This window comes from Bradyrhizobium sp. F1.4.3 (assembly GCF_040548375.1).
In the GTDB taxonomy this organism is placed as follows: domain Bacteria; phylum Pseudomonadota; class Alphaproteobacteria; order Rhizobiales; family Xanthobacteraceae; genus Bradyrhizobium.
Genome location: NZ_JBEPRN010000002.1, coordinates 11,843 through 34,509, shown reverse-complemented (window position 1 = coordinate 34,509; position 22,667 = coordinate 11,843). Strand labels below are relative to the sequence as shown.

The window sequence follows — 22,667 nt, the reverse complement described above, 5'->3', positions numbered from 1 at the left end:
GTTCCGTCACGAAAGCGGGATTTCAGCGGCATCGTCATCTTGCTTGCGTTCCTTCGTTGCCGAGAAATATGCGAGGATTTCGGCGGCGTTTCCGAGGATCGCGGCGCCGCGCATTGCCGCCGTGCGCTTGTCTCCCGACGGCATCTCGCGAGCTCGACGGAGGGCGTCGATCGCCCTGGAGTTTAGCTCGCAAGCCAACGACGGCTGAATTGAATCCAATGAGCTGCTTGCCTGATCCGACGGCGAAGGCGCGCCGAAGCCGACTACCATTGAATGAGCATCGAAACGGCGATCAACAGCACAAAGAAGATCGGCAGCAATACCGGAGGGACGAGCCACGCGCGAAAGCTGAATCCAGGGGAATCCGACATATAGGCCGCCTCTTGGTCGCGGCGGGAGCCATTGCTCTCAGTCACCGATAACGGCCGAGGGGCGCGCGGTGATAGCCTGGATATAGTGACCTTCCGCCGAATAGCGAGGCCCGGCAAAACTATTAGTCACGATAAGCATCGACCCGGGTTGTAACCCGGTTGCCAAATCATCATCTGAAAGAAGCGCAAACGCTTCGTTCCACCGTCTCTATCCTTCGCCGAAGGGCTTTCCGACGCCAGATCTTGTCGGCGCCTCGACGAAGCGTCCGAGTTCTTGACCTACGCAAGCCGAGTTTCGCCACCCAACGTGCCCTGGTTCAAACGGCGCAAAAGCCGGCGCGCGGCACCTGAAAATTGATCGGCCCGAACCATGATTGATTTTCCAAATCACAGCCGCTCCTATGACCGAACACGGCGTGCCGTGCGGTTTTGGGGACACGACAGCGCCATCGAGGCCTCATTTTTCATAGAGGAAGGCGCATTGAAGCGACTCCAGCCGAATGGTGATTCCAACGAATTGGGCTTTCTGAACGCGTTTGATTCCCATCGCGACCTGATATGTGCCGCCGCTGCCAAGGCGTATGTCCGCGGCAGCAGGGGCTCTTACAATTTGGTCGCGGAAGATTTTTGAGCAATCCGCTCGGGCGTAGCTTGAGTTGGCAGTCCCCCGTTGAGTCCACGATTTAGCTCGCCCAGTTGTCCCGGAATTCGGGGAACAGCGTCAGCCCTCCGCAGGCATAGATGGTCTGCCCGGTGATGTAGCTCGAATCATCCGAGGCGAGGAAGGCGAAGACGGCGGCGATCTCTTCCGGTGTTCCGACGCGACCCAGCGGAATATGGCTGGTGACGACGCCGCGCTTTGCGGGATCGCCGGTCCAGGCCGCGTTGATCGGCGTGTCGATGGCGCCCGGCCCGACCGCGTTGACGCGAATGCCGCGGCCGGCGAATTCCAGCGCCAGCGTGCGCGTCAGATTGGCCATGCCGCCCTTGCTGATCGAGTAGGCGAGGTAGCCGGGCTTTGGAATGGTCTGGTGGACGCTCGAGCAGTTGATGATACTGCCGCCTCCGCCGCGCCCGACGAAATGCGCCAGCGCCTTCTGCGCGCAGAGCACGGCGCCATTGAGATTGACGTCGATGATGCGGCGATAGGTTTCGACGTCGAGCGCCTCGCTTGGCGACTCTCTTTGAAATCCGGCATTGTTGACGAGGCAGTCGAGACGCTTCCAGCGCGCCAGGATCGTATCGAACATCGCGGCGATCTCCGGCTCATTGCCGATGTCGGCCTTGACGATGACATGATCAAGCTTGCCGTGGCCTCGGTCGCCCGATGCCGTGCGCGCAAGCGCGAGCGTCTCTTCCGCCTTCCCGGGATGACCGAAATAGTTGATGGCGACCGTAGCACCTTCCTGGGCGAGCCGAATGGCGACGGCGCGTCCGATGCCTTGGGAGGCGCCGGTCACCAGCGCGTATTGGCCGACGAGGCGCGAGGGGAATGGGGTCGAGCGATCGGTTTGCGGCATGGGTTCTCTCCGGAATGCCTCATCATCGGCGGAAGGCGCGTTTTGTTCCATCCCTTAGCGCATCCCTGGGATTCACTCTGCGCGGCGCGCGAGCGGCGAGGTCAGGATCTGGTACAGGATGATGGCTCCAAAGGTTGCGGTGCCAATCCCGCCGATCGTGAACGCGCCGAATTTGAGCGTGAGGTCGCCAGCGCCCGCGGTCAGCGCCACGGCGACGGTGATCAGGTTGGCAGGGCTTGCGAAGTCGACCTTATTCTCGACCCAGATCCGGCCGGCCATCGCCGCGATCAATCCGAACAGCACGATCGAGAGGCCGCCGATGACAGGGCCCGGGATCGACAGGATCAGCGCGCCGAATTTCGGCGAGAAGCCGAGCAGGATCGATACCGACGCCGCGAAGGCAAACAGCAATGTCGAATAGACCTTCGTTGCCGCCATGACGCCGATGTTCTCGGCATAGGTGGTGACGCCGGTGCCGCCGCCGCAGGCGGCCACGATCGTCGCGAGGCTGTCGGCGAGCAGGGCGCGGCCGAGATAGCCATCGAGGCTCCGGCCAGTCATCGCGCCGACGGCCTTGATGTGACCGAGGTTCTCGGCGACGAGAATGACCGCAACCGGCGCGATCAGGACAATTGCATCGGCATGGAAGCTCGGCGCCGTGAAACTCGGCAGGCCGAGCCACGGCGCGGCCGAGAGTTGCGCGAAATCGATCGGCTTGCCGAAGCCGAGGCCGTTCGCGAACAGCAGGTACAAAAGATATCCGCCGATCGCGCCGAGGATGATTGGCAGGCGGCGCCAGAGGCCCGGAGCGGCAACGGCTACCACGCCGATGATCAGAACGGTCGCGAGCCCGATCCAGGTGTCGAACGCGCCGGCGCTCACCGCCTTGACCGCCACGGGCGCGAGGTTGAGGCCGATTGCGGCGACCACAGCGCCAGTGACAGCCGGCGGCATCAAGCGCTCGACCCAGCCGATCCCCGACCACATGACAATCAGCGCAATCAGGCCGTACACCACCCCGGCTCCGACGATGCCGCCGAGCGCAACCGACAGGTTCGGGTTCGACCCATGCCCGGCATAGCCGGTGGCAGCGATGACGACGGCGATGAACGCGAAGCTCGAACCGAGATAGCTCGGCACCCGCCCCGCGACGATGACGAAGAAGATCAGCGTGCCGATGCCGGAGAACAGGACCGCAACATTGGGGTCGAACCCCATCAGCAGCGGCGCGATAATCGTTGAACCCGACATTGCGACGCAATGCTGGAGACCGGAGACGACGGTCTGCCCCCATGGCAGCCGCTCCTCCGGCATGATCACGCCCGAGGTCTTGAGTTTCCAACGCGGAAAATATCCTTGCGCTTGCTCTTCGGAGCCCGTTGCTGTCGACATGTTCCCCCCATTGCAGTGCAGCGATCGATCTTCGTGCGAACAGACAAAAATGTGATTGTCGCTTCTGCGGCGGCCATCACATGATGTAAATCATGCAAGATCCAAATCCTGCAAAATCCCAATCCTGCAAAATCAATGCGTTCCGGGGCACACATTATGGCACAAGTCGCGATCCAGCCAGCCGTCCATCGCAGGCATCAACCCTGGTACAAGATCCTCTACATCCAGGTCCTGATCGCGATCGCACTTGGCGTGCTCATTGGTTACTTCTATCCCGATCTCGGCAAGGCGCTGAAACCGCTCGGCGACGGCTTCATCGCGCTGATCAAGATGATGATCGCACCGGTGATCTTCTGCACCGTGGTGCACGGCATCTCCTCGATGGGCGACCTCAAGCGCGTCGGCCGGGTCGGGCTGAAGTCGCTGATTTATTTCGAGACGGTCTCGACCGTTGCGCTCGCCATCGGTCTGCTGGTCGGCGAAATTCTCCAGCCCGGACACGGCTTCAACATCGATCCGGCTACCATCGATCCGAAGTCGGTCGCGACCTACGTCACCAAGGCCAAGGAGGAAGGCATCGTCGCCCATCTGATGGCGATCATTCCCGACAGCTATGTGGGTGCGATCGCGCGCGGCGACCTGCTGCAGGTGCTGCTGGTCTCGATCCTGTCGGGCTTCGCCATAGCTTTCCTCGGCAAGGCCGGCGAGCCGATCGCGGAGGCGATCGACAAGGCTGCAAAGATGTTCTTCGGCATCATCCGCATCATCGTGCGCGTCGCGCCGATCGGCGCGTTCGGCGCGATGGCCTTTACTGTCGGCGCCTACGGCCTCGGCTCGCTGCTCAATCTCGCCGCGTTGATCGGCACGTTCTATCTCACCAGCATCCTGTTCGTGCTGATTGTGCTCGGTTCGATCGCGCGGCTCGCCGGCTTCTCGATCCTGCGCTTCATCGCCTACATCAAGGACGAGCTCTTGATCGTGCTCGGCACCTCGTCGTCGGAGACGGTGCTGCCGCAGATGATCCAGAAGATGGAGCATCTCGGCGCCTCCCGGTCAGTGGTCGGCCTCGTGATTCCGACCGGCTACAGCTTCAACCTCGACGGCACCAACATCTACATGACGCTGGCGACGCTGTTTCTGGCGCAGGCGACCAACACGCATCTGACGATCTGGCAGGAGCTCGGCATTCTGGGCATCGCCATGATCACCTCGAAGGGCGCCTCGGGCGTGACCGGGGCCGGCTTCATCACGCTCGCCGCCACGCTCTCGATCGTGCCTGATATCCCGATCCAGTCGATCGCGATCCTGGTCGGCATCGACAAGTTCATGAGCGAGTGCCGCGCGCTGACCAATCTGATCGGCAACGGCGTCGCCTGCGTGGTCATCAGCATCTCCGAGGGCGAGCTCGACCGCGAGGCGCTGCACGAGACCATGGCGCATCCGCTGGAGATGGGCGAGGCGCTCGAACCGGGCGGCAGCGCGTAAGGCCGCGCCGATCGAAGGCAGGTGGAGACCGTTCCATTGCGGTAGTTTCCCGGAGTGGAAAATTGGTCGGGCACGGGTCAGAACAGAGGCGTTGGGATCACCGATTGATATTCAATCTTTCCGCCCGACGCGCTGGGGGCAGGGCGTCGGGCTTTTGAAAAATCGCCACGAGAGCTACTAGTCACACCAGCACCTTGGGCTTCAGGAGATCGCTGAGGCCCACCCGGTGCAGCATTTCGGCGCGGACGCGATCGAGCACGGTGAAGCCGACATCGGCACCATCCTGTGTCGGATCGATATGGACGCGGAACGGCCGCTTCCCAAAGGGCGCATCGACGACGTTCACCACCGCCTCGGCGACAAGGCCGGCGTCCGCATCCGGCGGCACGATCGCCGCGAACGCCTTCTGCACCTGATCACCGAAGCCATGATACGGGCCGGCCTCGTACTCGGCGGCGCGCGCGGCATCAGCAGGACGGCCCGAATGGGCAAAGTGGTTGGTGCCGGAGGTGAAGGCGCCGGGCACGATGATCGATGTCTCGATGCCCCAGCGCGATAGCTCGCGGGCATATTGCACGGCGATCGAATCCATCGCCGCCTTGGCCGCGAAATAGGGCGCAAGATAAGGCGGCGTACCGCCGGCGGAGCTAGAGCTGGAGATCCACACCAGCAGCCCCTGCTTCTGGCGGCGCATATGCGGCAGCACCGCGCGATTGACCCGCTGCGTGCTCAGCACATTGACGTCATAGAGCTCGGCATATTGCTCTGGGGTAAAGGCTTCCGCCGGGCCGAAGACCATGTGGCCGGCATTGTGGATGAGGACGTCGATCCGCCCCGCTTCAGCGATCACCTGCGCGACCGCGGCATTGACCGAGTCCTGCGATTGCACGTCGAGCTCCAGCGCGCGCAGATCGGCGCGGTTCTCGCGCGAGAAGGCCACCATCTGCTCTGCGACGGCTGCGTTGCGCGTGCTTGTCTGGCGCATCGAGCCGTAGACTTTGTGGCCGGCCTTCGCGAGCGCCTCGGCCATGAGGCGTCCGAACCCGCTGGACGCGCCGGTGATCAGGACAACCTTGCTCATGTTGTATCTCCTTCGATTTCGAAACTGACGTCGGCTCTGGCGGGCGGGATCAGATGATCCCGCCATTGGCGCGCAGCACCTGGCCGTTGATCCAGCCGCCGTCGGGACCGGCGAGGAATGAGACTGCAGCAGCGACGTCCGTGGGCTCGCCGAGCCGCTCCAGCGGCGCCAGCTTGGCGAGGTGGTCGATCACCTGCGGCGTCTTGCCGTCCAGAAACAGCTTCGTTGCGGTCGGTCCGGGCGCGACAGCGTTCACGGTGATGTTGCGGCCGCGCAACTCCTTGGCGAGCACATGCGTCAAGGCTTCGACCGCCGCCTTGGTGGCGGCATAGACACCATAGGTCGGAGACAGCAGGCCAGCCTGGCTCGACGACAGATTGACGATGCGGCCGCCATTGCGCAGCCGGCGCGCCGCCTCGCGCAGCGTGTTGAAGGTGCCCTTCAGGTTGATCGCGATCTGGCTGTCGAAGATGGCATCGTCGGCTTCGGTGATCGCTGCGAGCCGCATCACGCCGGCATTGTTGACGAGCACGTCGACGCCGCCGAACGCCGCCTCCGCCGCGTCGAACATCCGCGCCACCGCGGCTGGATCGCTGACGTCGGCCTGCGCGGTGATGGCCCTGCCGCCGGATTGCGAGATCTTGCCGGCCAACGCTTCCGCCTCGGCCGCGCTGCCCGCGTAGTTGATGACGACCGCAAAGCCATCGCCGGCGAGCCGTTCGGCGATCGCAGCGCCGATCCCGCGCGAGCCACCGGTGACGATCGCGACGTTTTTGCTTGCGTTGGACATTTGCCTTCTCCGTGGTTCCGCGCCGCCTCCAGCGGCTGACACGGGAGGATTTGCCCCTTTTGGGGCGAAAGATAATCAGTCGCTGGCCGGTATCATTGTTCTACGGGGCCGAACAATCCGCCTGGGGCGGCGAGATCGAACCGGCGCGTGACCCCGATCGCTTGCAAGAACGCCTCATCATGACTGACGACGAGCAGCGCGCCGTCATAGGCCCTCAAGCCTGCTTCGACGGCTTCGATGGACTCGAAGTCCAGATGATTGGTCGGCTCGTCCAGGATCAGCAGGGACGGCGGCGTCGACCCGCCGAGCACACAGGCGAGAGCGGCACGAAACAATTGCCCGCCACTCAGGCTTCCGACGATCTGCAATGCCGTGTCGGCGCGAAACATGAAACGCGCCAGGGCGGCGTGGCACTCGTTCGCACCCGCCTTTGGATTGAGACGCCCAAAATTGTCCAGGATGGAAATTGAGGGATCGAGCATGCTAACCTTCTGGTCGAACAGCGCGAAGTCGGGCCTCACGCGCACGATGCCTGAAAGAGGACGCATCTTGCCCGCGATGAGCTTCAGCAAGGTTGTCTTGCCGGAGCCGTTCGGCCCGACAAGCGCAACGCGCTCCGGACCGACGATGGTGAGCGATAGATCGCGCAAGACCGGCCGCTCCGGCTGATAGCCTGCACAGACCCGATCGAGCGAAAGCACTTCCCTGCCCGCCGGCAGATGCGTCGAGGACAGTTTTACGGACAGCGGCTGGAGAATCTCGATGCGCCGGCGCGCCGTGTCGACGGCCTCGAGTGCCTCCGCACGCCGCCGCTCGGCGACCTGCGCATTCTTTCCGCCGCTGTCTTCGCTGCGATCCTTGCGCACACCGGCCAGGATACGCGGCATGTCGCCTTTTGCGCGCTTCTTCCTCCCGCCACTGTCCTTGCGCGCTTTCCGTTCGGTTGCCTCCTGCACCCTTCCGTCAATCTCGAACAGATGCTTCTCGGCGTGCGCGAGGTCGCGCCTGACAGCAGCGAGCTCGATGGCTTTCTGGTCCCGGTAAGTGCTCCAGTTGCCGCCATATCGCGTTGCTCCGAGCGAGGTCAGCTCGACGATGGCGTCCATGGTCTCGAGCAGTGCCCGGTCATGGCTGACGACGATTGCGCCGCCGCGCCAAGCCGCCAGGAGATCGATCACGGCATTGCGCCCGTCCCGATCGAGATTGTTGGTGGGCTCGTCCAGGAGCAGGAAGTCCGGCTCGGCGAACGCCAGCGCGGCGAGACGAACCCGCGTGATCTGTCCGCCCGACAAGCGGTCCAATTCCGTGTCGGGTGCGATATCGAACCCAACACGCGCAAGGGCGGATGCGAGGCGCGTTTCGAGGGTCCAGTCGACGTCGGCGACTTCCTCGGCCAAGGCATCGCCGCGCTCCGCCCGACGAAGCAGGCTCAGGGCGTGGCGCGCACCGAACAGATCTGCCACCGTCGCGCCCGCGGGCAGTTGAGCGTCCTGCCGCAGCAGCCCGACGGTTCCGTTGGCGGTAACGCGCCCCGACTGAGGAACGTGCTCGCCCGTGATCGAGGCGAGCAGCGTTGTTTTTCCAACGCCATTGCGGCCGACGAGGCCGGCTCGCTCGGCGCCGAATGTCAGATCGATGTTGGAGAGAAGGGAACGGCCGTCAGGCGTGGACAGCGACAGGTTCGACAGGATGATTGAAGCAGGCATGGAATTCCCCGTGAGCAAGGCAGGTCGGCTTTGCGGTCGGGGTGAGATCCATGGCTGCGAATTCCTGATTGAGAGCCCGCTCATAATCCCGCCGAGCGGCAAGATCCAGCTGCGTCTTCGACGAGGCCCTCAGGTCTCACGAACTCGTTGATGGACGCTTCGCGTTGCGCGCGATAGAGGCGGATAAAGCCCAAGTCTCAATGACATTTTTCAATGAAGAGGCCAATTCGTGAACGGCAGGCTGAATAATGCCCTCGCCCAATTGCTGCAACAAGCCTTCCTGGCGCTCCGGGCCAAGCAGTTCGATGTCGCAAGGCAACTTGCCAGCGAAGCCCTCAAATCCAACCGCACCGACCGGAATGCGGTGATGATGCTCGCGCATGCGCTGATTGGCCAGGGGCGCAAGGATGAGGCAATCACACCGCTTGAACGTGCCGTGCGGCGCAATGACGATCCGGAGATCGAAACGCTGCTCGGCCACGCACTCTGCGGCGCGCAGCGGACAAGTGACGGGATCGCGCAATTGCGCCGGACCGCTGCCCGCCGCCCACCCTACCTGCCGGCGTTTCAAGAGCTGGCCGGCCAGATCGCGAATACCGGCGCGGTCGGCGAGGCGGTCGAGATCATGGAGAAGGCCCTCGCGCTCGCGCCCGCCAGCATCGATCTGCACCTCGACCTCGGACGCATGCATGTGCGCAACAACAATCGCGGCGAAGCGCGCCGCGTCCTGGCCGCTGCGCGCGCCACCGCGCCAGGGCGCACCGACATCCTGACCGAGCTTGCCTGGGCCGAGCTTCTCGACGGGGCCTATACGGAGGCCGCCGACACCTACCGCCACGCGCTTGGGCTTCGCCCGGACGACACGCTGTCCCGCGCCAATCTCGCGATCTGCCTGATGGAGATGGGCGAGCGCAAGGGTGGCGAGGCCGCGCTGCGTTCGGTGTTGCGGGGACGGCCGCATATGCTCGGCCGCACCGCCCTCGCGATGGCCACCTCGTCGCATGGCCGCTTCTTCTTCCGTCCAAGCGCGGCGGCGAAATTTCTCGAACGCGAATCCGAACGGGCGGCTACACCCTGAATTTCCTCCGATACAGACCCGGCTCGCGCTTCAGCGCGGCGCGCAAAGCATGGACCTTCTGCGCTTCGTCCTCGGTGAAGGCGGAGGTTTGCCTGGTCCAGTCCTCACGCTTGACCGGAATGCATTGCGCGATCGGCGTGCCCTTGGGCAGCACGCCGCGAAAGCTGGTGTTGTGCCAGTGTGCCGGAAAGTGGATCCAGCTGTCGCGATAGCGATCGCAGTCGACGAGGCCACTCAGCGTCGTGAAGGGTAGATCGAAGCGGTTGACCGGATGCGTGAAGAACAGGGCATAGCCTTCTGGCGCTTCGATGGTCCAGAGATTGTGAAACTTGATGACGAAGCGATCGGCTTCGAATAGCGGCGAGCCGGTAAGCTGGCCCTGATCGTGGAAGCTGATCGGCGAGCGCGGAAAATCGATCTCGCCCCCCGGCGGGATGTCGTTGTCCCAGATGATCTCACCATCCTCGACCCGGAGATCGCAGATCAGCGGAATCAGAAAGCCGCAAGTCATCGCGTCGATGAAGGGCGGGCAGCGCTTGATGGTCTCGTTGTCCTGCTGATTGAGGGCGCTGAAGGCCGTCGTCGGCATCGACTTGAGCCAGTCGGGAACGCCAAGATTAGCCGGAACCGGCTGCGGCAGCAGTCCTTCCAGCTCTTTGGGGCAGCGAAATTTGATCGCCAGCTTGTTGTTATTGGTCTGCGAAGACATTGGGCATTCCAGCCGTGTCCTCTACTGATAAACGGAAACCGCCGCGCGTCAAAGCGTCGCAGCAGGTCCGGACCATTACATCTTCGTCATGTTCGGATCGGAAACCTTCCCACCGCATCGGTGCAAGCGCGACGGGAGAGCGCAAACAAGTCAGCCCTTCAGCGCGGTGACCACCACTTCGATCAGCGCACCGCCGCCGAGATCGGCAACGCCGACGGTGGCGCGGGTCGGCAGATTGTCGCCAAAGAACTCGGTCCAGGCCGCGTCCATCTCCTTCTTCTTGGAAAGATCAGTGACGAAGATCGAGGCGCTGACGACGTGCGACTTGTCGGTGCCGGCTTCCTTCAGATAGCCGGCGATCTTGCCGAGGATGTTGCGGGTCTGATCGCCCATGGAAACGCTGGTGTCGTTGGCGATGGTGCCGCCGACGAAGACGAAGCCGTTGGCCTCGACGGCGCGGTGCATGATGGGCGTTCGGATGCTGCGGGTGATGCTCATGATGTCCTCTTGTTGTTAGAGCGTGGAAGGATGGAAACGGTCGATGCCAAGATCGCCGATCCGGGTCTGGGTGCCGCCATTGACGATCAGCTCCGCCATCACGGCACCGGCGCCGGGGCCGAGCTGAAAACCGTGTAGCGAGAAGCCGAACTGATGATAGAGACCCTTGTGGCGCACGCTCGGCCCGAACACGGGAATGTCGTCCTTCATCTTCGCCTCGATACCGGCCCAGGCGCGCATGATCGTCGCATCGCGCATCACCGGGAACAGCTCGAACACGGTGCGCGCGCTGGTCGCGAGGCTCTTCCAGTCCAGCACCGTCTCGTTGCGGTCCTGATAAGGCGTTGCGAGATGGCCGCCGCCGATTAGCACGGTGCCATTCTTGAATTGCTTGAAGGATAATTTTCGGCCGCGCAGGATCACGACGGGATCGATGAAGTGCGGCACGCGTGAGGTGATCATCAGCATCGGCGCCACGATCTCGACCGGCACCGGCTCGCCGAGCGCGGCCGCGATCTTGCCGGCCCAGGCGCCGGCGGCGTTGACGAGCACCGGCGCGGCAAAGCTCTCGGTGCCGACATCGACGTGCCAGAGGCCGTTGCTGTACCGGATGTTGGTGGCCGCCACGCCCTCCCGCACGGTGGCGCCGAGCTGCTCGGCCTTGCGTCGGAACGCGGTCGTCGTCTGCGCCGGATTGGCCGCGCCGTCGCGGCGCGAGACCATGCCGCCGGGACAGGTCTCGGCCACCGCAGGCACGAGCCGCCGCAGCTCAGCGGCGTCGATCAGCTCCTCATGGGTGAAGCCGAGCGCGTTCAGCTCGGCAACGCGGGCACGGCAGACCGCGAGCTCGTCCTCGTTCTCGGCGACCAGGACCTGGCCGTAGCTTTCAAAGCTGCAATCGTCATCGAGGAGTTCCGAAATCTTCTCCCAGATCCCCATCGAGCGAATCGAGAGCGGGATCTCGGGAATGTGCCGCGCAAGCTGGCGCACGCCACCCGCATTCACGCCCGAGGCGTGGCGGCCGGCATAGTCCTTCTCGATCAGCACCGGCTTCAGGCCGGCGAGGCAGAGATGCAGCGCGGTCGAGCATCCGTGGATGCCGCCGCCGACGACGATCGCATCCACGTTTTGGGTCATCCGCGCACCACCGCGTTGACGTCGTCCTCGCTCTTCGGAACGGCCGCGAGCTCGGCCAGCGTGATCGGCTTCACCGGCGCGCGCAGCCGGTAATAGCCGATCTCCTGCGGGGTCTTGCTACGTGCCTGCGCCATCAGCTCGGTCACGGTGAGGCCGCAGAGGCGCCCCTGGCACGGTCCCATGCCGGTGCGGCGATAGGCCTTGAGCTGGTTCGGCCCGGTCGCGCCGATCGCAACGGAATCGAGAACGTCCTTTGCGGTGACCTCCTCGCAGCGGCAGACGATGGTGTCGCCTGAGGGAATGCGAAACTGCTGCGCAGGACGGAACAGCGTGTCGAGGAAGATTCGGCCGCGCTCGGCCTTGGCGAGATCGGCACGGAGCGTCGCCATTGACGGAAGCTTCGCGACGGCAGCCGGCGCCAGCGCGTCAACAGCCGCGCGCGCCGCGATGCGGCCGCGAACCACCGCCGCATTTGCGCCACCGATGCCGGCGCCATCGCCGGCGATCGCGATGCCGGCGATCGACGAATTGCCGCTCGCGTCCAACACTGGTGACCAGCACAATTGCAGCTCGTCCCAGCGATGCTCGATTCCGGCCGCCATCGCCAGATTGACGTTGGGCACGACGCCCTGATGCAGCAGCAAGAGGTCAGCGGGGATGGTCTCGCGCTTCCCACCTGCAACATAGGACACGCTTGCGAGCTGGCCGTCGCCGGAGGCGGCAAGCTCGGTGACGCCGGACACGACCTGCACCTTTGCCTTCACCTCGCGCATCATCGACAGGCCCTTGGCGAAATAGGGCGACGTCAGGAACGCGAAGGCGTGCGGCAGCGCGGCGAAATAATTTCCGCGCTCGGTGGTGTCGAGGATGCGGTCGATGCGGCCGCCAAGACGCAGGAGCTGCGCGGCGAGCAGCCAGAGCAGTGGCCCCTGCCCCGCGATCACCGTGCGGCCATCCGGCACCAGCGCCGACGATTTCAGCATGGTCTGCGCGGCGCCCGCGGTCATCACGCCGGGCAGCGTCCAGCCGGGAATCGGAAACGGCCGCTCCAGCGCACCGGTCGCGAGGATGACGCGCCTTGCCTTGACGAAGGCCGAAGCGCCACCGATGGAGACGGCGATGTCGAGATTGCGATCGAGGCTCCAGACCGTCGCACGCTGGATGATCTCAGCCTTGCTCGCGCGCAGTGACTGCACGAGGTCGGCGCCCAACCAGTAATCGGCGCCGAGCTGATTGCGCTCGGTCACCGGTGTCGAGGCGATGGCGCGATAGACCTGTCCGCCAGGACCGATGTTCTCGTCGAGCAACAGCGTCGACAGGCCGGCTTCGGCAGATGTCGCAGCGGCGGCGAGGCCGGCGGGCCCGGCACCGATCATCACGACGTCGTATGCTTCGCGCTTGGGAGCCATGGTCATTTTCCGATCTCCCGCTTGCCCTTCTGGATCTCGACCTGCATGCCTTCGACGACCGGGACGAGGCAACCCTGGCGGTTGCCGACGCCGTCGATGGTTACGAGGCAATCAAAGCACACCCCCATCATGCAATAGGGCAGCCGCGGCGCGCCGCTGACCGCGGTCGACCGGCGTACGTCGCGGCTGGAGGCCAACAGCGCGGCGGAGACGGTATCGCCCTGGCGCGCCGTGACGGCCACGCCGTCCACAAAGATCTGCACCGGTGACCGCTTGTCCTGTTCGGATCGTCTAAACATGGGATGCCTCTTGGCTCCTTCTCAAAAATCTCTAATAGCCGCTGTCGTTCGCCGCGCCTGCGTCGCCAAAACGGCTGGCCGAGAACGCGCCGACCAGCTCCGGCTCGAGCGCGCCTTGCGCAACCATGCGCGCGATCTCGAAGGCGTGGTTGGAGGCGAGTGTCACGCCGGAATGGCAGCAGGCGACGAACGCGCCGGGATGCGTCTCCGATTGGTCGTAGATCGGAAAGCCGTCCTGCGGCATGACGCGGATGCCGGCCCAGCTCCTGACCACGTTGAGCCGCGCCAGATGCGGGAACATCCGCTGCGCGCGATCGGCCATGACGGCGCTGATCGAATGCTTCAGTGCGCGATCGTCGAGCTCATCCTCCTTGCTGTCGCCGATCATCACCGTGCCCTCGTCGGTCTGGCGGATCGTGGTCAGCGGATGTGGCAGGAACGGCATGGTGCGCTCGGTCACTACGATCTGGCCGCGGGTCGGGCCCATCGGCGCGTAGAGGCCGACCATCGGCGCCAGCGTCTGGTTGGCATTACCGGCGGCGAGCACAATTTTGGCGGCGCGAAGCTCGCCCTTCGGCGTGGTCAGGCTGAATTCGCCGCCGCTCTTCGTGATCGCCGAGACTGGACGCTCCGGAAGATAGTCGATGCCGAACGCCTTGAAGCCGGTGTGGAACGCGCGGAACGTCCGCAGCGAATTGACGTGGCCGTCAAGCGGACAAAAACTGCCCCCGGAGACTTCCGGCCCGATCAGCGGCAGCGCCTTCTTCACCTCGGGTGCGGAGAGCATCTCCATCTTGTAGTCGGCCGCGCCGGTCTGGTTGTGCATGCGCTTGACCAGCTCGGTGCGCTGGCCGAATTCGTCCTCGCCGAGCGTCAGGTGGAAGCCACCGTTCTGCTGAAGAGAGACGTCGAGACCAGTCTGCTGCTTCAGCTCCGCGGCGAGCCGACCCCACGCTTGTGATGCCTGCACGGTCCAAACGGTATAGGCCGGCATGCCGAGCCCTTTGCTCTGAACCCAGACCAGCGCAAAATTCGCGCGCGAAGCGCGCTTGGTGATGTCGCCCTCGTCGAGCACAGCGACGCGTCTGCCGAGCCGGCCCAGGCCCCAGGCGATGGCGGAGCCGAGCAATCCGCCGCCGACAACGGCGACGTCGTATTCTCCTGACATGAGTTCTCCTATCGTCCCGTATCGCCCTTGCCGGCGAGCACGCGGTCGAGCCCGTAGAAGCGGTCGAGCAGAATGAGGGCGGTCATGGTGATCGCGATCACGCAGGCCGAGACCGACGTCACCAGCGGATCGATGTTGTCCTGGATGTAAAGGAACATGCGTACCGGCAATGTCTCGGTGCCGGGTGCGGCGAGAAAGACGGTCATGGTGAGATCGTCAAAGGACTGGATGAAGGCGAGCGCCCAGCCGCTGATGACGCCCGGCAGGATCAGCGGCAGCGTGACGCGGCGGAACAGCGTCCAGCCGCCGGCACCGAGCGAGACCGCCGCCATCTCGACCGAAAGGTCCATGCCGGTCGCCGCCGCCAGCGTCAACCGCAGCGCGAACGGAAACACGATGATGACATGGGCGATGATCAGCGCCGCAAAACTGCCGCCCATTCCGGCCGAGGTGAAGAAGCGCAGGAAGGCGATGCCAAGCACGACATGCGGAATCATCAGCGGCGACAGGAACAGCGCCGCGAGCGCATCGCGGCCGCAGAAGCGATAGCGCGCGATTGCCAGCGCCGCCGGCACTGCGAACAACAGCGCCACAAAAGAGGAGAGTGCACCGAGCCCAAGGCTGACCCAGAAGGCGTGGATGAATTCGGGATAGTTCGCGATCGCCCTGAACCAGCGCAGCGAGAAGCCGTTGGTCGGCAGTGAGAGAAAGCCTTCGGGCGTGAAGGCGACGAGGCAGACCACCAGGATCGGCGCCACCATGACGATGACAAAGATGGTGTGGAAGATCAGCGCCAGCGGGCCGTTCCGTCTCATCGGAACACCTCCGCATAACGCCGCTCGATCAGCGCGTTGCTGCCGACGACGATGAGCACCAGCGCGACCAGAAGCAGTGTGGCGACGGCCGCACCCAGCGGCCAGTTCAGCGTGTTGAGGAACTCGTCATAGGCAAGCGTCGCCGCGACCTTGAGCCGGCGTCCCCCGATGATCGCGGGCGTCGCAAAGGCGCTTGCCGAGAGCGAGAACACGATGATCGCGCCAGATAGCACGCCCGGCATGATCTGCGGCATGATGATGCGGCGGATGATGGTGACGGGGCCCGCGCCGAGCGACAGCGCAGCATTCTCGATCTGCGGATCGAGCCGCTGCAGCGCTGCCCAGACCGACAGCACCATGAACGGCATCATCACATGTGCGAGCGCGACCACCATGCCGGTCTCGGTGAACATGAAGGGAATGGGGAAGCGGATCAGCCCGGCCGACATCAACAGCTTGTTGACGAGGCCGTTGTTGCCGCCGAACAAGAGCGCCCAGCCGAGCGTGCGCGCCACCACCGAGATCAGCAGCGGTCCGAGGATGACGAGCAGGAAAATGCTCTTCCAGCGGCCGCTCATGCGGTTGAGGATGTAGGCTTCGGGCGCACCTAACACGGCGGTGAGCAGCGTGGTCAGGATCGCGATCCGAAAGGTCCGCCAGAACATTTCTGCGTAGTAGGGATCGGTCGCGATCTCCCGCCAGTTCTTGAGGATGAAGACCGGCTCGATGCCCTTGTACTGGCCCCAATCGTGGAACGACAGCATCACCGTCATCGCGAGCGGAATCAGGAGCACGCCGACAAACAGCATCAGAGCTGGCGCCGTGAGTGCCCAAGGCGCGCGTGCGTTTCGTTCCTCGGCGACCGCGCTCATGCGGAGACTCCGCCGCGCACACTCATGTCCTCTGGCCGCCAGGTGAGGTGTACGGCCTCGCCTTCGGTTGGCTGCGCCTTGCCGTCATTCTGGCGAATCACGATCGCCGGGCCGCACTCGCTCTCGCACTGAAACAGCCAGTGATTACCCTGGAAGATGCGGGTGACGATTTTTGCATTGAGGCCGGCGTCGCCGAAGCCGATCCGCTCGGGGCGAATGCTGACGGTCACGGGACCGCTGAGCCCAGCCGGTGCCGGCGCGCTCCAGGAGCCCGTGACCAGCCGCGCCGGTGTCGCGGTCCGATCAATCGTCCCGGCAAAATCGTTGGTCTTGCCGAGGAATTGCGAGACGAAGGCCGAGGCCGGCCGCTCATAGGTTTCCTGCGGCGTGCCGATCTGCTCGATGCGGCCCTGGCTCATCACCACGATGCGGTCGGACAAGGACATTGCCTCGTTCTGGTCATGGGTGACCAGGATCGTGGTGGTGCCGATGGTGCGCTGGATCTGGCGCAGCTCGATCTGCATCTCCTCACGCAGCTTGGCGTCGAGATTGGACAGCGGCTCGTCGAGCAGCAGCACGCTCGGCTTGATCACCAGCGCACGCGCCAGCGCCACGCGCTGCTGCTGGCCACCGGACATGCGGCGCGGATGGCGATCTTCATAGCCGGCGAGTCCGACCATCGCGAGCGCGGCGCGGACGCGCTCGGCCCGCTCGCTGCGCGGTACCTTGCGCATCTCGAGGCCGAACGCGACATTCTCCGCCGTGGTCATGTGCGGAAACAGCGCGTAGCTCTGGAACACGATGCCGAGCCCGCGCTTGGCCGGATGGATCGCCGTGAGGTCCTTGCCTTCCAGGCGGATCGCGCCGCGGGTGGGATCGAGGAAGCCCGCGATCATCTGGAGGGTCGTGGTCTTGCCGCAGCCGGAAGGGCCGAGGAAGGAGATGAACTCCCCCTTGCCCACCGCGAGACTGAAGTCGTCGACCACGGTCTGCGCGCCGAATTGCTTGGCGACCCGATCGAGCTCGAGATAGGCCATGCGCTGTCTCCGCTACGAACGATCAGATCAGCGCTCAACCTCGCGGTTCCAGCGCTTGGTCCACTCCTCGCGCCTGTCGTTGATGACCGTCCAGTCCGGATTATAGAGCTTCGCCGCGCGCTCGCCGATCGGCGCCATCTTGCCGAGCTCCGGCGGCACCACCATCGATTTCAGCACCGGGCCGTAGCCGTAGTCCTTCAACATCACGAGCTGGATTTTTGGATCGAGCAGCATCTTGATGAAGTTGCCGGCGAGCGGCGAAGCGTTGGGCTTGGTAATGGGGCAGGCCGTCGTCAGCAGCGTCGCGGCGCCTTCCTTCGGATAGACGAAGTCGACGGGGAAGCCGGTATTGGCAAAGCTCTGCACGCGGCCGGTGCCCCACACCGCGATGACAGCCTGGCCGGACTGGAACAGCTCGGTCATCTTGCCCGGCGACGGCTCGTAGGCCAGCACGTTCGGATTGATCTGCTCCTTGAAGATATTGAAGCCGGAATCGACGTTTGCCTCGCCGCCACCGTTCATCTTCGACAGCATTACCAGTGCCTCGAGGCCGTAGGTGTTGTTGATCGGCGGGATGACGAGCTGCTTGGCGTATTTCGGATCCTTCAGGTCATTCCAGGAGGTCGGCGGCGCCCAGCCTTTTTCCGCAAACACCTTGGTGTTGTACATCAGGCCGGTGGCGACGATGCCGATCGCGACCGCGCGATCGTCTTTGAAGCGCGCGGTGACGTAGAGATCGGCCGGCAGGCTGTCCAGCTTGCCGCAGAAGCCGAGCTGGATCGCCTGGTACATCGGGCCGTCGTCGACGATGGCGACGTCGATCTGCTGGTTGCCTTTCTGCGCCTGCAGCTTGGCCAGCGTGTCGGTGGAGTTGCCGGCGACGTACTCGACCTTGACGCCGTTCTCCTTTTCGAAGGCCGGGATCACCTCGTCGCGGATCGTCTTCTCGAACGAGCCGCCATAGCCGGCGACATAGAGCGTTTTCTGCTGGGCCGAGACGGCCGACGGAGCGGCAATGAGCGTCGCGATACTGACCGCTGTCAGAAGGCTGAGAGTCTTCATATGGACCGATCTCCAATACCGGGATGAGGTGACGTGCCGAACGGGTCTCGTGGCCGAAGCGACTTCCGCATTTCCTTCCGCGCAAATCCCTCACCGACCAGGGCTCCGGCCCCTGCTCGGCGGGTTTTGGCGCGATCCGGAAGGTTTGAACCCCTCCAATCTGCCGAAAAAGCGGGCTGTCTCCAGCTCTGATGAAAAAGATCGCAAACCCCGGCTTCCATCGTCCAATGAATAATGGCACCCTCTGCATAGCAAAATGTTATGAATGGAATTCGGAATGGCGCGAATCAATTCGCGGCAGGTGGAGGCCTTCCGCGCGACAATGCTGACCGGCAGCGTGACCGAGGCGGCGGCGCTGATGACGGTAACGCAGCCGGCAGTGAGTCGGTTGCTGCGCGACCTGCAGGCGCTGTTGAAGATGGAGCTGTTCGAGCGGCGCGGCACCGGGCTGGTGCCGACCGCGGCGGCAATGGCGCTCTATACTGAAGTGGAGCGCTCCTTCGTTGGCCTCGAACGCATCACCGCGGCCGCGGAAGAAATCCGCAGCCGCCGCACCGGCTCGCTGCGCATCGCAGCACTTCCAGCGCTGTCGAACGGCTATCTGCCGCGGCTCACCGGACATTTCCTGAAAGAGCGACCGAACCTCAACCTCGCCTTCTTCGGCGTGATCTCGCCGATCGTGGTCGATTGGGTGCTGAACAATCAGTGTGACGTCGGCTTTGCCGAGGTGCCAATCGCGCATTCCGGCCTGCCCAGCCAGAAGCTGCCGGCACCGGCGCGGGTGGCCGTGCTGCCGACAGGTCATCACCTCGCGGCAAAGGAAGTCCTGGAGCCGCGCGATTTCGAGGGCGAGACCTTCATCTCGCTGTCGGCGGCATCGTCGAGCCGGCACCTCGTCGACCAGGTCTTCCATCGCCACGATGTCCGCCGCGTGCTGCGGGTGGAGACCACGCTGTCGGAGATCATGTGCGGCATGGTGTCGTCAGGGCTTGGGGTCGCGATCTGCGATCCCTTCACCGCGCAGGAATTTTCCACCCGCGGCGTCGTCGTGCGCCGCTTCCTGCCGCGCATCGACTTCGAATTCTCCGCCGTCTTTCCCGCGCAGCGCAGCCCGTCGCCGGTGGCGCTGGATCTCGTCGAGACCATGCGCAAGTCGCTCGCGGAATTCGACGAGCCAGCTCTCAGCCGTTGAACGCCACCTGCGCTTCCGGCAGATCCCAGATCTTGCCAATTGCGGCCGTGCCTGCCGCCGTAATCGCCGCCTCGTCAGCGCCGAGATAGTGGCCGGCATCGACCAACATGCGGCCATCGACCATGACCTGATCGATGTTGGCGCGGTTGGCGAGCGCGATCAGCGCGCGGCGCGGGTCGAACAACGGCTGAAGATGCGGATGGGTGAGATCGACGATGGTGAGATCGGCAGTCGCCCCTGGCTCGATACGGCCTAGATCAGGCCGCTTGACGACGTCCGCGGCAATCGCCGTGTTCGCCTCGATCAATTCGGGCGAGTTGGCGACGTCGGCGCGGGCTGAGGTGATCTTGGAGATGAGCGAGGCGGCATTGAGCTCGCCGAGCAGGTCCATGTTGTAGCCGTCGGTGCCGACCACGGTGCGCACGCCATGCTCGGCGAAGCGGCTGAACGCTGCGGTGACGCCGGCGCGCGCGAACACGCGCGGGCAATTCAGCACGGTCATGCCGCGCGCCGCCATCAGCTTGAGGTCATCGTCGGTACTGAACATGCAGTGCGCAGCCATGAGATCAGGCGCAAGCAGGCCGAGCCAGTCGAGATATTGCGCCGGCGTGCGGCCGCCATAGCGCTTGCCGATGGTCTCGACCTCGGCGCGGCTCTGCGCCATATGCGTGGTGATGGGCACGCCAAGCTCGCGCGCCCGCGTAGCGCAGGCCTTGAGCAAATCGGGGCCGCAGGTGTCAGTCGCGTGCGGACTCATCGCGAGGCCGATGCGGCCGTCGCCGCGATTGTTCCAGCGCTGGTAGAGCGCGTCCCATGTCGCCATGTCGGCAGTGCCGTCATCGCCGGAATAGCGCACCACGCCGTCGGGGCCGGCCTTGGCGTCCGACGTCGAGAACAGATAGGGCGCACCGTAGAAGCGGATGCCCATCTCCTCGGCGGCGTCGAACATCTCCGGGATCGAATTGCGGAACGGCTCCATCACAGTGGTCGCCCCGCCCTTGAGGAGCTGAAGGATGCCGAGCCGCGCCACCGCGAGGCGCTCTTCCGCCGACAAAATATCGGCGCCGCGCTTGGTCAGCGGCAACAGCACCGTGTAGACGATGCTCTGGTTGTTGCGGCGGCCATTGCCGTCCTCGCTGTGGCTGCGTGCCACGGCCTCGCTGAAGCAGTGATTGTGCAGGTTCAGCAGGCCCGGCAGCACGAAGCGGCCGGGGCGGTCGTAGACCAGATCCGCCCTGGGCTTGTCGCGCGTGATTGCCGCGATTTTCTTGCCTTCGACCAGGACCCAGTGGTCGCGCAACACATCCTGCGCGCCGTCCTTGCGTGACAGCACATAGCTGCCAAAAATTGCGATCGTGCTCATGCGGGGCGTACGTTCCAGAAGACGGCGGTGCCGTCGAGAATGCCGGTAATGGCTTTGCGATAGGCGGTCGGCTGCTTGTACAGGCCGATCGGAATATAGGGGATTTCCTCGAACGCGACCGCTTGGATCTCGCGGCAGATGCGCTGCTGCTCGGCGAGCTCGGAGGCCGCCAGCCACTGGCTGCGCAAGACCCCCATCTTCTCGCTCGTATACCAGCCGGCGACCTTGCCTTCGCCACGGATGTTGGTGTTGCCGGCCGGGTTGAGCCAGTCGATGCCCTGCCAGTTGCCGACCGCCGCACTCCAGCCGCCCTGCGGAAGCGGGTCTTTCTTGAGCTGGCGCTGCAACACCACGGCGAAATCGAGCCCGGCATATTCGACGTTCATGCCGGCCTTGCGCAATGAGTCGACCGCGATCTCGCCGAGCGGCTTCTGCGCCAGCGAGTTGGTCGGGACGAGCACCACGATCTTCTCGCCATTGTAGCCGGCGGCCTTCAAATCGGCCTTGACCTTGGCGTAGTCGCGCGGCCCGCGGAACACGTCGAGACCAACCTCGCTCGCCATCGGCGTACCCGGCGCGAAGTAGCCGATCGGCGACACCTGGAAGGCCGGGTCGGTGCCGGCCACGGCCGTCATGAACGCCGACTGGTCGATCGCACCCAACAGCGCGCGACGGACGGCCGGATTGTCGAACGGCGGTTGGAGGTGATTGAGGCGCAGCATGCAGGCGTAGCCTCTGGGGTCGAGAATGCGCGTCTCGATGTCGCCGGCAGCCTTGATCACCGGCAACAGATCATGCGGCGTGGTTTCCTGCCAATCCTGCTCACCGGTCTGGAGCGCCGCGACGCCGGTGCCGGCATCGGGCGTGGTGGTCCAGACCACGCGATCGTAATGCACGACCTTCGGACCCGCGGTCCAATCCGGCTTGCCGTCGGTGCGCGGCTGGTAGCGTTCGAACTTGGCATAGGCGTTACGCGCGCCCTGCACGCGCTCGTCGGCGAGATAGCGGAAAGGACCGCTGCCAATCACTTCGGTGAGCGGCTTGAACGGGTCCTGACTCGCCAACCGCTCCGGCATCATGAAGCAGGCGTTGATCGCGGCCTTGCCGAGCGCCTGCGGCAGCAGCGGGAACGGACGCTTGAGCCGAAAGCGGATGGTGCGGTCGTCAGCCGCCGAGAGCTCGTCGGTCGCCTCCATCAACTCGCCGCCAAATCCGTCGCGCGCGGCCCAGCGGCGGATGCTGGCGACGCAGTCGCGCGACAGCACGCGTTCGCCATCATGCCAGAACAGGCCATCACGCAGCGTGAGATCCCACTGAAGCCCGTCACCGGAGATGATGTGGCCGGACAGCATCTGCGGCGAGACCTGGAGCGACGAGCTCATGCCGTAGAGCGTGTCGTAGACCATGAAGCCATGGTTTCGCGACACCTGCGCGGTCGAATAGATCGGATCGACGAAGGCGAGATCGATGACGGGGATGAAGCGCAACGTGGTCTGCGCTTCGGCGCGCAAAATCCCCGGGAACGACAGCGCCGGCACAGCGGCTGCGGCTTTCAGCAGGGAGCGGCGGGAGACGGGCATTACAAAGGGCTCCTAGGTGTAGTGAGATCCAGCCGCAGCGGCGGTGTGCTCCCTCTCCCGCAAGCGGGAGAGGTGCAGCGAGTGCGTGGCCAGAGTGATATCA

At 64.4% G+C, this 22,667-nt stretch carries 22 protein-coding genes and 2 pseudogenes; 4 read left to right on the top strand and 20 right to left on the bottom strand.

Features of this window, described 5'->3' with window-relative positions:
- Positions 1–6: 6 nt before the first annotated feature.
- A complete protein-coding gene (locus ABIB73_RS07605; RefSeq protein WP_354222683.1) occupies positions 7–339 on the bottom strand; it encodes a hypothetical protein in 333 nt (110 codons plus the stop codon).
- Between the two features lie 402 nt (positions 340–741).
- Here ABIB73_RS07605 and ABIB73_RS07600 point away from each other — a divergent pair, with 402 nt between their 5' ends.
- The gene (locus ABIB73_RS07600; RefSeq protein ID WP_354222681.1) at positions 742–1,002 is read left to right on the top strand and encodes a DUF1488 family protein; all 261 of its coding nucleotides are present in this window, start codon (positions 742–744) and stop codon (positions 1,000–1,002) included.
- 52 nt (positions 1,003–1,054) lie between these two features.
- On the opposite strand, the gene ABIB73_RS07595 is transcribed toward ABIB73_RS07600, so the two are convergent.
- Both ABIB73_RS07595 and ABIB73_RS07590 read right to left on the bottom strand, forming a co-directional pair.
- Complete coding sequence (locus ABIB73_RS07595; RefSeq protein WP_354222679.1) at positions 1,055–1,891, bottom strand: SDR family oxidoreductase; 837 nt, start codon at positions 1,889–1,891, stop codon at positions 1,055–1,057.
- A 72-nt stretch (positions 1,892–1,963) separates the two neighbouring features.
- A complete protein-coding gene (locus tag ABIB73_RS07590) occupies positions 1,964–3,283 on the bottom strand; it encodes a solute carrier family 23 protein (protein ID WP_354222677.1) in 1,320 nt (439 codons plus the stop codon).
- Positions 3,284–3,439: 156 nt separating this feature from the next.
- Between ABIB73_RS07590 and ABIB73_RS07585 the strand changes: the two genes are divergently transcribed.
- Positions 3,440–4,768 carry a dicarboxylate/amino acid:cation symporter gene (locus tag ABIB73_RS07585; RefSeq protein ID WP_354222675.1) on the top strand — a complete coding sequence of 443 codons (1,329 nt, stop codon included), beginning with the start codon at positions 3,440–3,442 and terminating at the stop codon, positions 4,766–4,768.
- Between the two features lie 181 nt (positions 4,769–4,949).
- Here ABIB73_RS07585 and ABIB73_RS07580 read toward each other — a convergent pair whose 3' ends face one another.
- The 5 genes and pseudogenes from ABIB73_RS07580 to ABIB73_RS07565 all read right to left on the bottom strand — a co-directional run bounded on the left by ABIB73_RS07580 (position 4,950) and on the right by ABIB73_RS07565 (position 8,727).
- Entirely contained in the window at positions 4,950–5,849 is a 900-nt protein-coding gene (locus ABIB73_RS07580; RefSeq protein WP_354222673.1) for an SDR family oxidoreductase, read from the bottom strand.
- A gap of 49 nt (positions 5,850–5,898) precedes the next feature.
- Positions 5,899–6,639 (bottom strand): SDR family oxidoreductase, encoded by a 741-nt coding sequence (locus ABIB73_RS07575; RefSeq protein ID WP_354222671.1) that lies wholly within the window; start codon positions 6,637–6,639, stop codon positions 5,899–5,901.
- Positions 6,640–6,731: 92 nt separating this feature from the next.
- A pseudogene (locus ABIB73_RS37570) lies at positions 6,732–7,256 on the bottom strand (ATP-binding cassette domain-containing protein); the annotation flags it as partial.
- Between the two features lie 600 nt (positions 7,257–7,856).
- Positions 7,857–8,345: pseudogene (locus tag ABIB73_RS37565) on the bottom strand (ATP-binding cassette domain-containing protein); the annotation flags it as partial.
- A 136-nt stretch (positions 8,346–8,481) separates the two neighbouring features.
- On the bottom strand, positions 8,482–8,727 hold the full coding sequence (locus ABIB73_RS07565) for a hypothetical protein (protein ID WP_354224289.1): 246 nt from the start codon (positions 8,725–8,727) through the stop codon (positions 8,482–8,484).
- On the opposite strand from ABIB73_RS07565, the gene ABIB73_RS07560 reads away from it, so the two are divergent.
- Positions 8,626–9,423, top strand: coding sequence for a tetratricopeptide repeat protein (locus ABIB73_RS07560; RefSeq protein ID WP_354224229.1), 798 nt, complete (start codon positions 8,626–8,628; stop codon positions 9,421–9,423). The genes ABIB73_RS07565 and ABIB73_RS07560 overlap by 102 nt on opposite strands.
- On the opposite strand, the gene ABIB73_RS07555 is transcribed toward ABIB73_RS07560, so the two are convergent.
- The 10 genes from ABIB73_RS07555 to ABIB73_RS07510 all read right to left on the bottom strand — a co-directional run bounded on the left by ABIB73_RS07555 (position 9,413) and on the right by ABIB73_RS07510 (position 18,429).
- Positions 9,413–10,132, bottom strand: a complete 720-nt coding sequence (locus tag ABIB73_RS07555; RefSeq protein ID WP_354222667.1) for a hypothetical protein — start codon at positions 10,130–10,132, stop codon at positions 9,413–9,415. The two genes, ABIB73_RS07560 and ABIB73_RS07555, sit on opposite strands and share 11 nt — an antisense overlap.
- 150 nt (positions 10,133–10,282) lie before the next feature.
- Positions 10,283–10,630, bottom strand: coding sequence for a RidA family protein (locus ABIB73_RS07550; protein ID WP_354222665.1), 348 nt, complete (start codon positions 10,628–10,630; stop codon positions 10,283–10,285).
- A 15-nt stretch (positions 10,631–10,645) separates the two neighbouring features.
- Positions 10,646–11,767 carry an NAD(P)/FAD-dependent oxidoreductase gene (locus ABIB73_RS07545; protein ID WP_354222663.1) on the bottom strand — a complete coding sequence of 374 codons (1,122 nt, stop codon included), beginning with the start codon at positions 11,765–11,767 and terminating at the stop codon, positions 10,646–10,648.
- Entirely contained in the window at positions 11,764–13,182 is a 1,419-nt protein-coding gene (locus ABIB73_RS07540; RefSeq protein ID WP_354222661.1) for an FAD-dependent oxidoreductase, read from the bottom strand. Before ABIB73_RS07540 ends, ABIB73_RS07545 begins: the two co-directional genes overlap by 4 nt.
- Positions 13,179–13,475 (bottom strand): (2Fe-2S)-binding protein, encoded by a 297-nt coding sequence (locus tag ABIB73_RS07535; RefSeq protein WP_354222659.1) that lies wholly within the window; start codon positions 13,473–13,475, stop codon positions 13,179–13,181. Before ABIB73_RS07535 ends, ABIB73_RS07540 begins: the two co-directional genes overlap by 4 nt.
- A gap of 31 nt (positions 13,476–13,506) precedes the next feature.
- Entirely contained in the window at positions 13,507–14,643 is a 1,137-nt protein-coding gene (locus tag ABIB73_RS07530; protein ID WP_354222657.1) for an NAD(P)/FAD-dependent oxidoreductase, read from the bottom strand.
- Positions 14,644–14,651: 8 nt separating this feature from the next.
- Positions 14,652–15,458 (bottom strand): ABC transporter permease, encoded by an 807-nt coding sequence (locus ABIB73_RS07525; RefSeq protein WP_354222655.1) that lies wholly within the window; start codon positions 15,456–15,458, stop codon positions 14,652–14,654.
- The gene (locus ABIB73_RS07520; protein WP_354222653.1) at positions 15,455–16,330 is read right to left on the bottom strand and encodes an ABC transporter permease; all 876 of its coding nucleotides are present in this window, start codon (positions 16,328–16,330) and stop codon (positions 15,455–15,457) included. Before ABIB73_RS07520 ends, ABIB73_RS07525 begins: the two co-directional genes overlap by 4 nt.
- Positions 16,327–17,367: an ABC transporter ATP-binding protein gene (locus ABIB73_RS07515; protein ID WP_354222651.1), complete on the bottom strand. Its 1,041-nt coding sequence runs from the start codon at positions 17,365–17,367 to the stop codon at positions 16,327–16,329. Before ABIB73_RS07515 ends, ABIB73_RS07520 begins: the two co-directional genes overlap by 4 nt.
- Positions 17,368–17,394: 27 nt before the next feature.
- On the bottom strand, positions 17,395–18,429 hold the full coding sequence (locus ABIB73_RS07510) for an ABC transporter substrate-binding protein (RefSeq protein WP_354222649.1): 1,035 nt from the start codon (positions 18,427–18,429) through the stop codon (positions 17,395–17,397).
- A gap of 277 nt (positions 18,430–18,706) precedes the next feature.
- Between ABIB73_RS07510 and ABIB73_RS07505 the strand changes: the two genes are divergently transcribed.
- On the top strand, positions 18,707–19,621 hold the full coding sequence (locus ABIB73_RS07505; RefSeq protein ID WP_354222647.1) for a LysR substrate-binding domain-containing protein: 915 nt from the start codon (positions 18,707–18,709) through the stop codon (positions 19,619–19,621).
- Here the strand turns inward: ABIB73_RS07505 and ABIB73_RS07500 are convergent.
- Together ABIB73_RS07500 and ABIB73_RS07495 are read right to left on the bottom strand one after the other, a co-directional pair.
- Positions 19,611–20,984: an amidohydrolase family protein gene (locus ABIB73_RS07500; protein ID WP_354222645.1), complete on the bottom strand. Its 1,374-nt coding sequence runs from the start codon at positions 20,982–20,984 to the stop codon at positions 19,611–19,613. The two genes, ABIB73_RS07505 and ABIB73_RS07500, sit on opposite strands and share 11 nt — an antisense overlap.
- Positions 20,981–22,564: an ABC transporter substrate-binding protein gene (locus ABIB73_RS07495; RefSeq protein WP_354222643.1), complete on the bottom strand. Its 1,584-nt coding sequence runs from the start codon at positions 22,562–22,564 to the stop codon at positions 20,981–20,983. Before ABIB73_RS07495 ends, ABIB73_RS07500 begins: the two co-directional genes overlap by 4 nt.
- Positions 22,565–22,667: the final 103 nt, after the last annotated feature.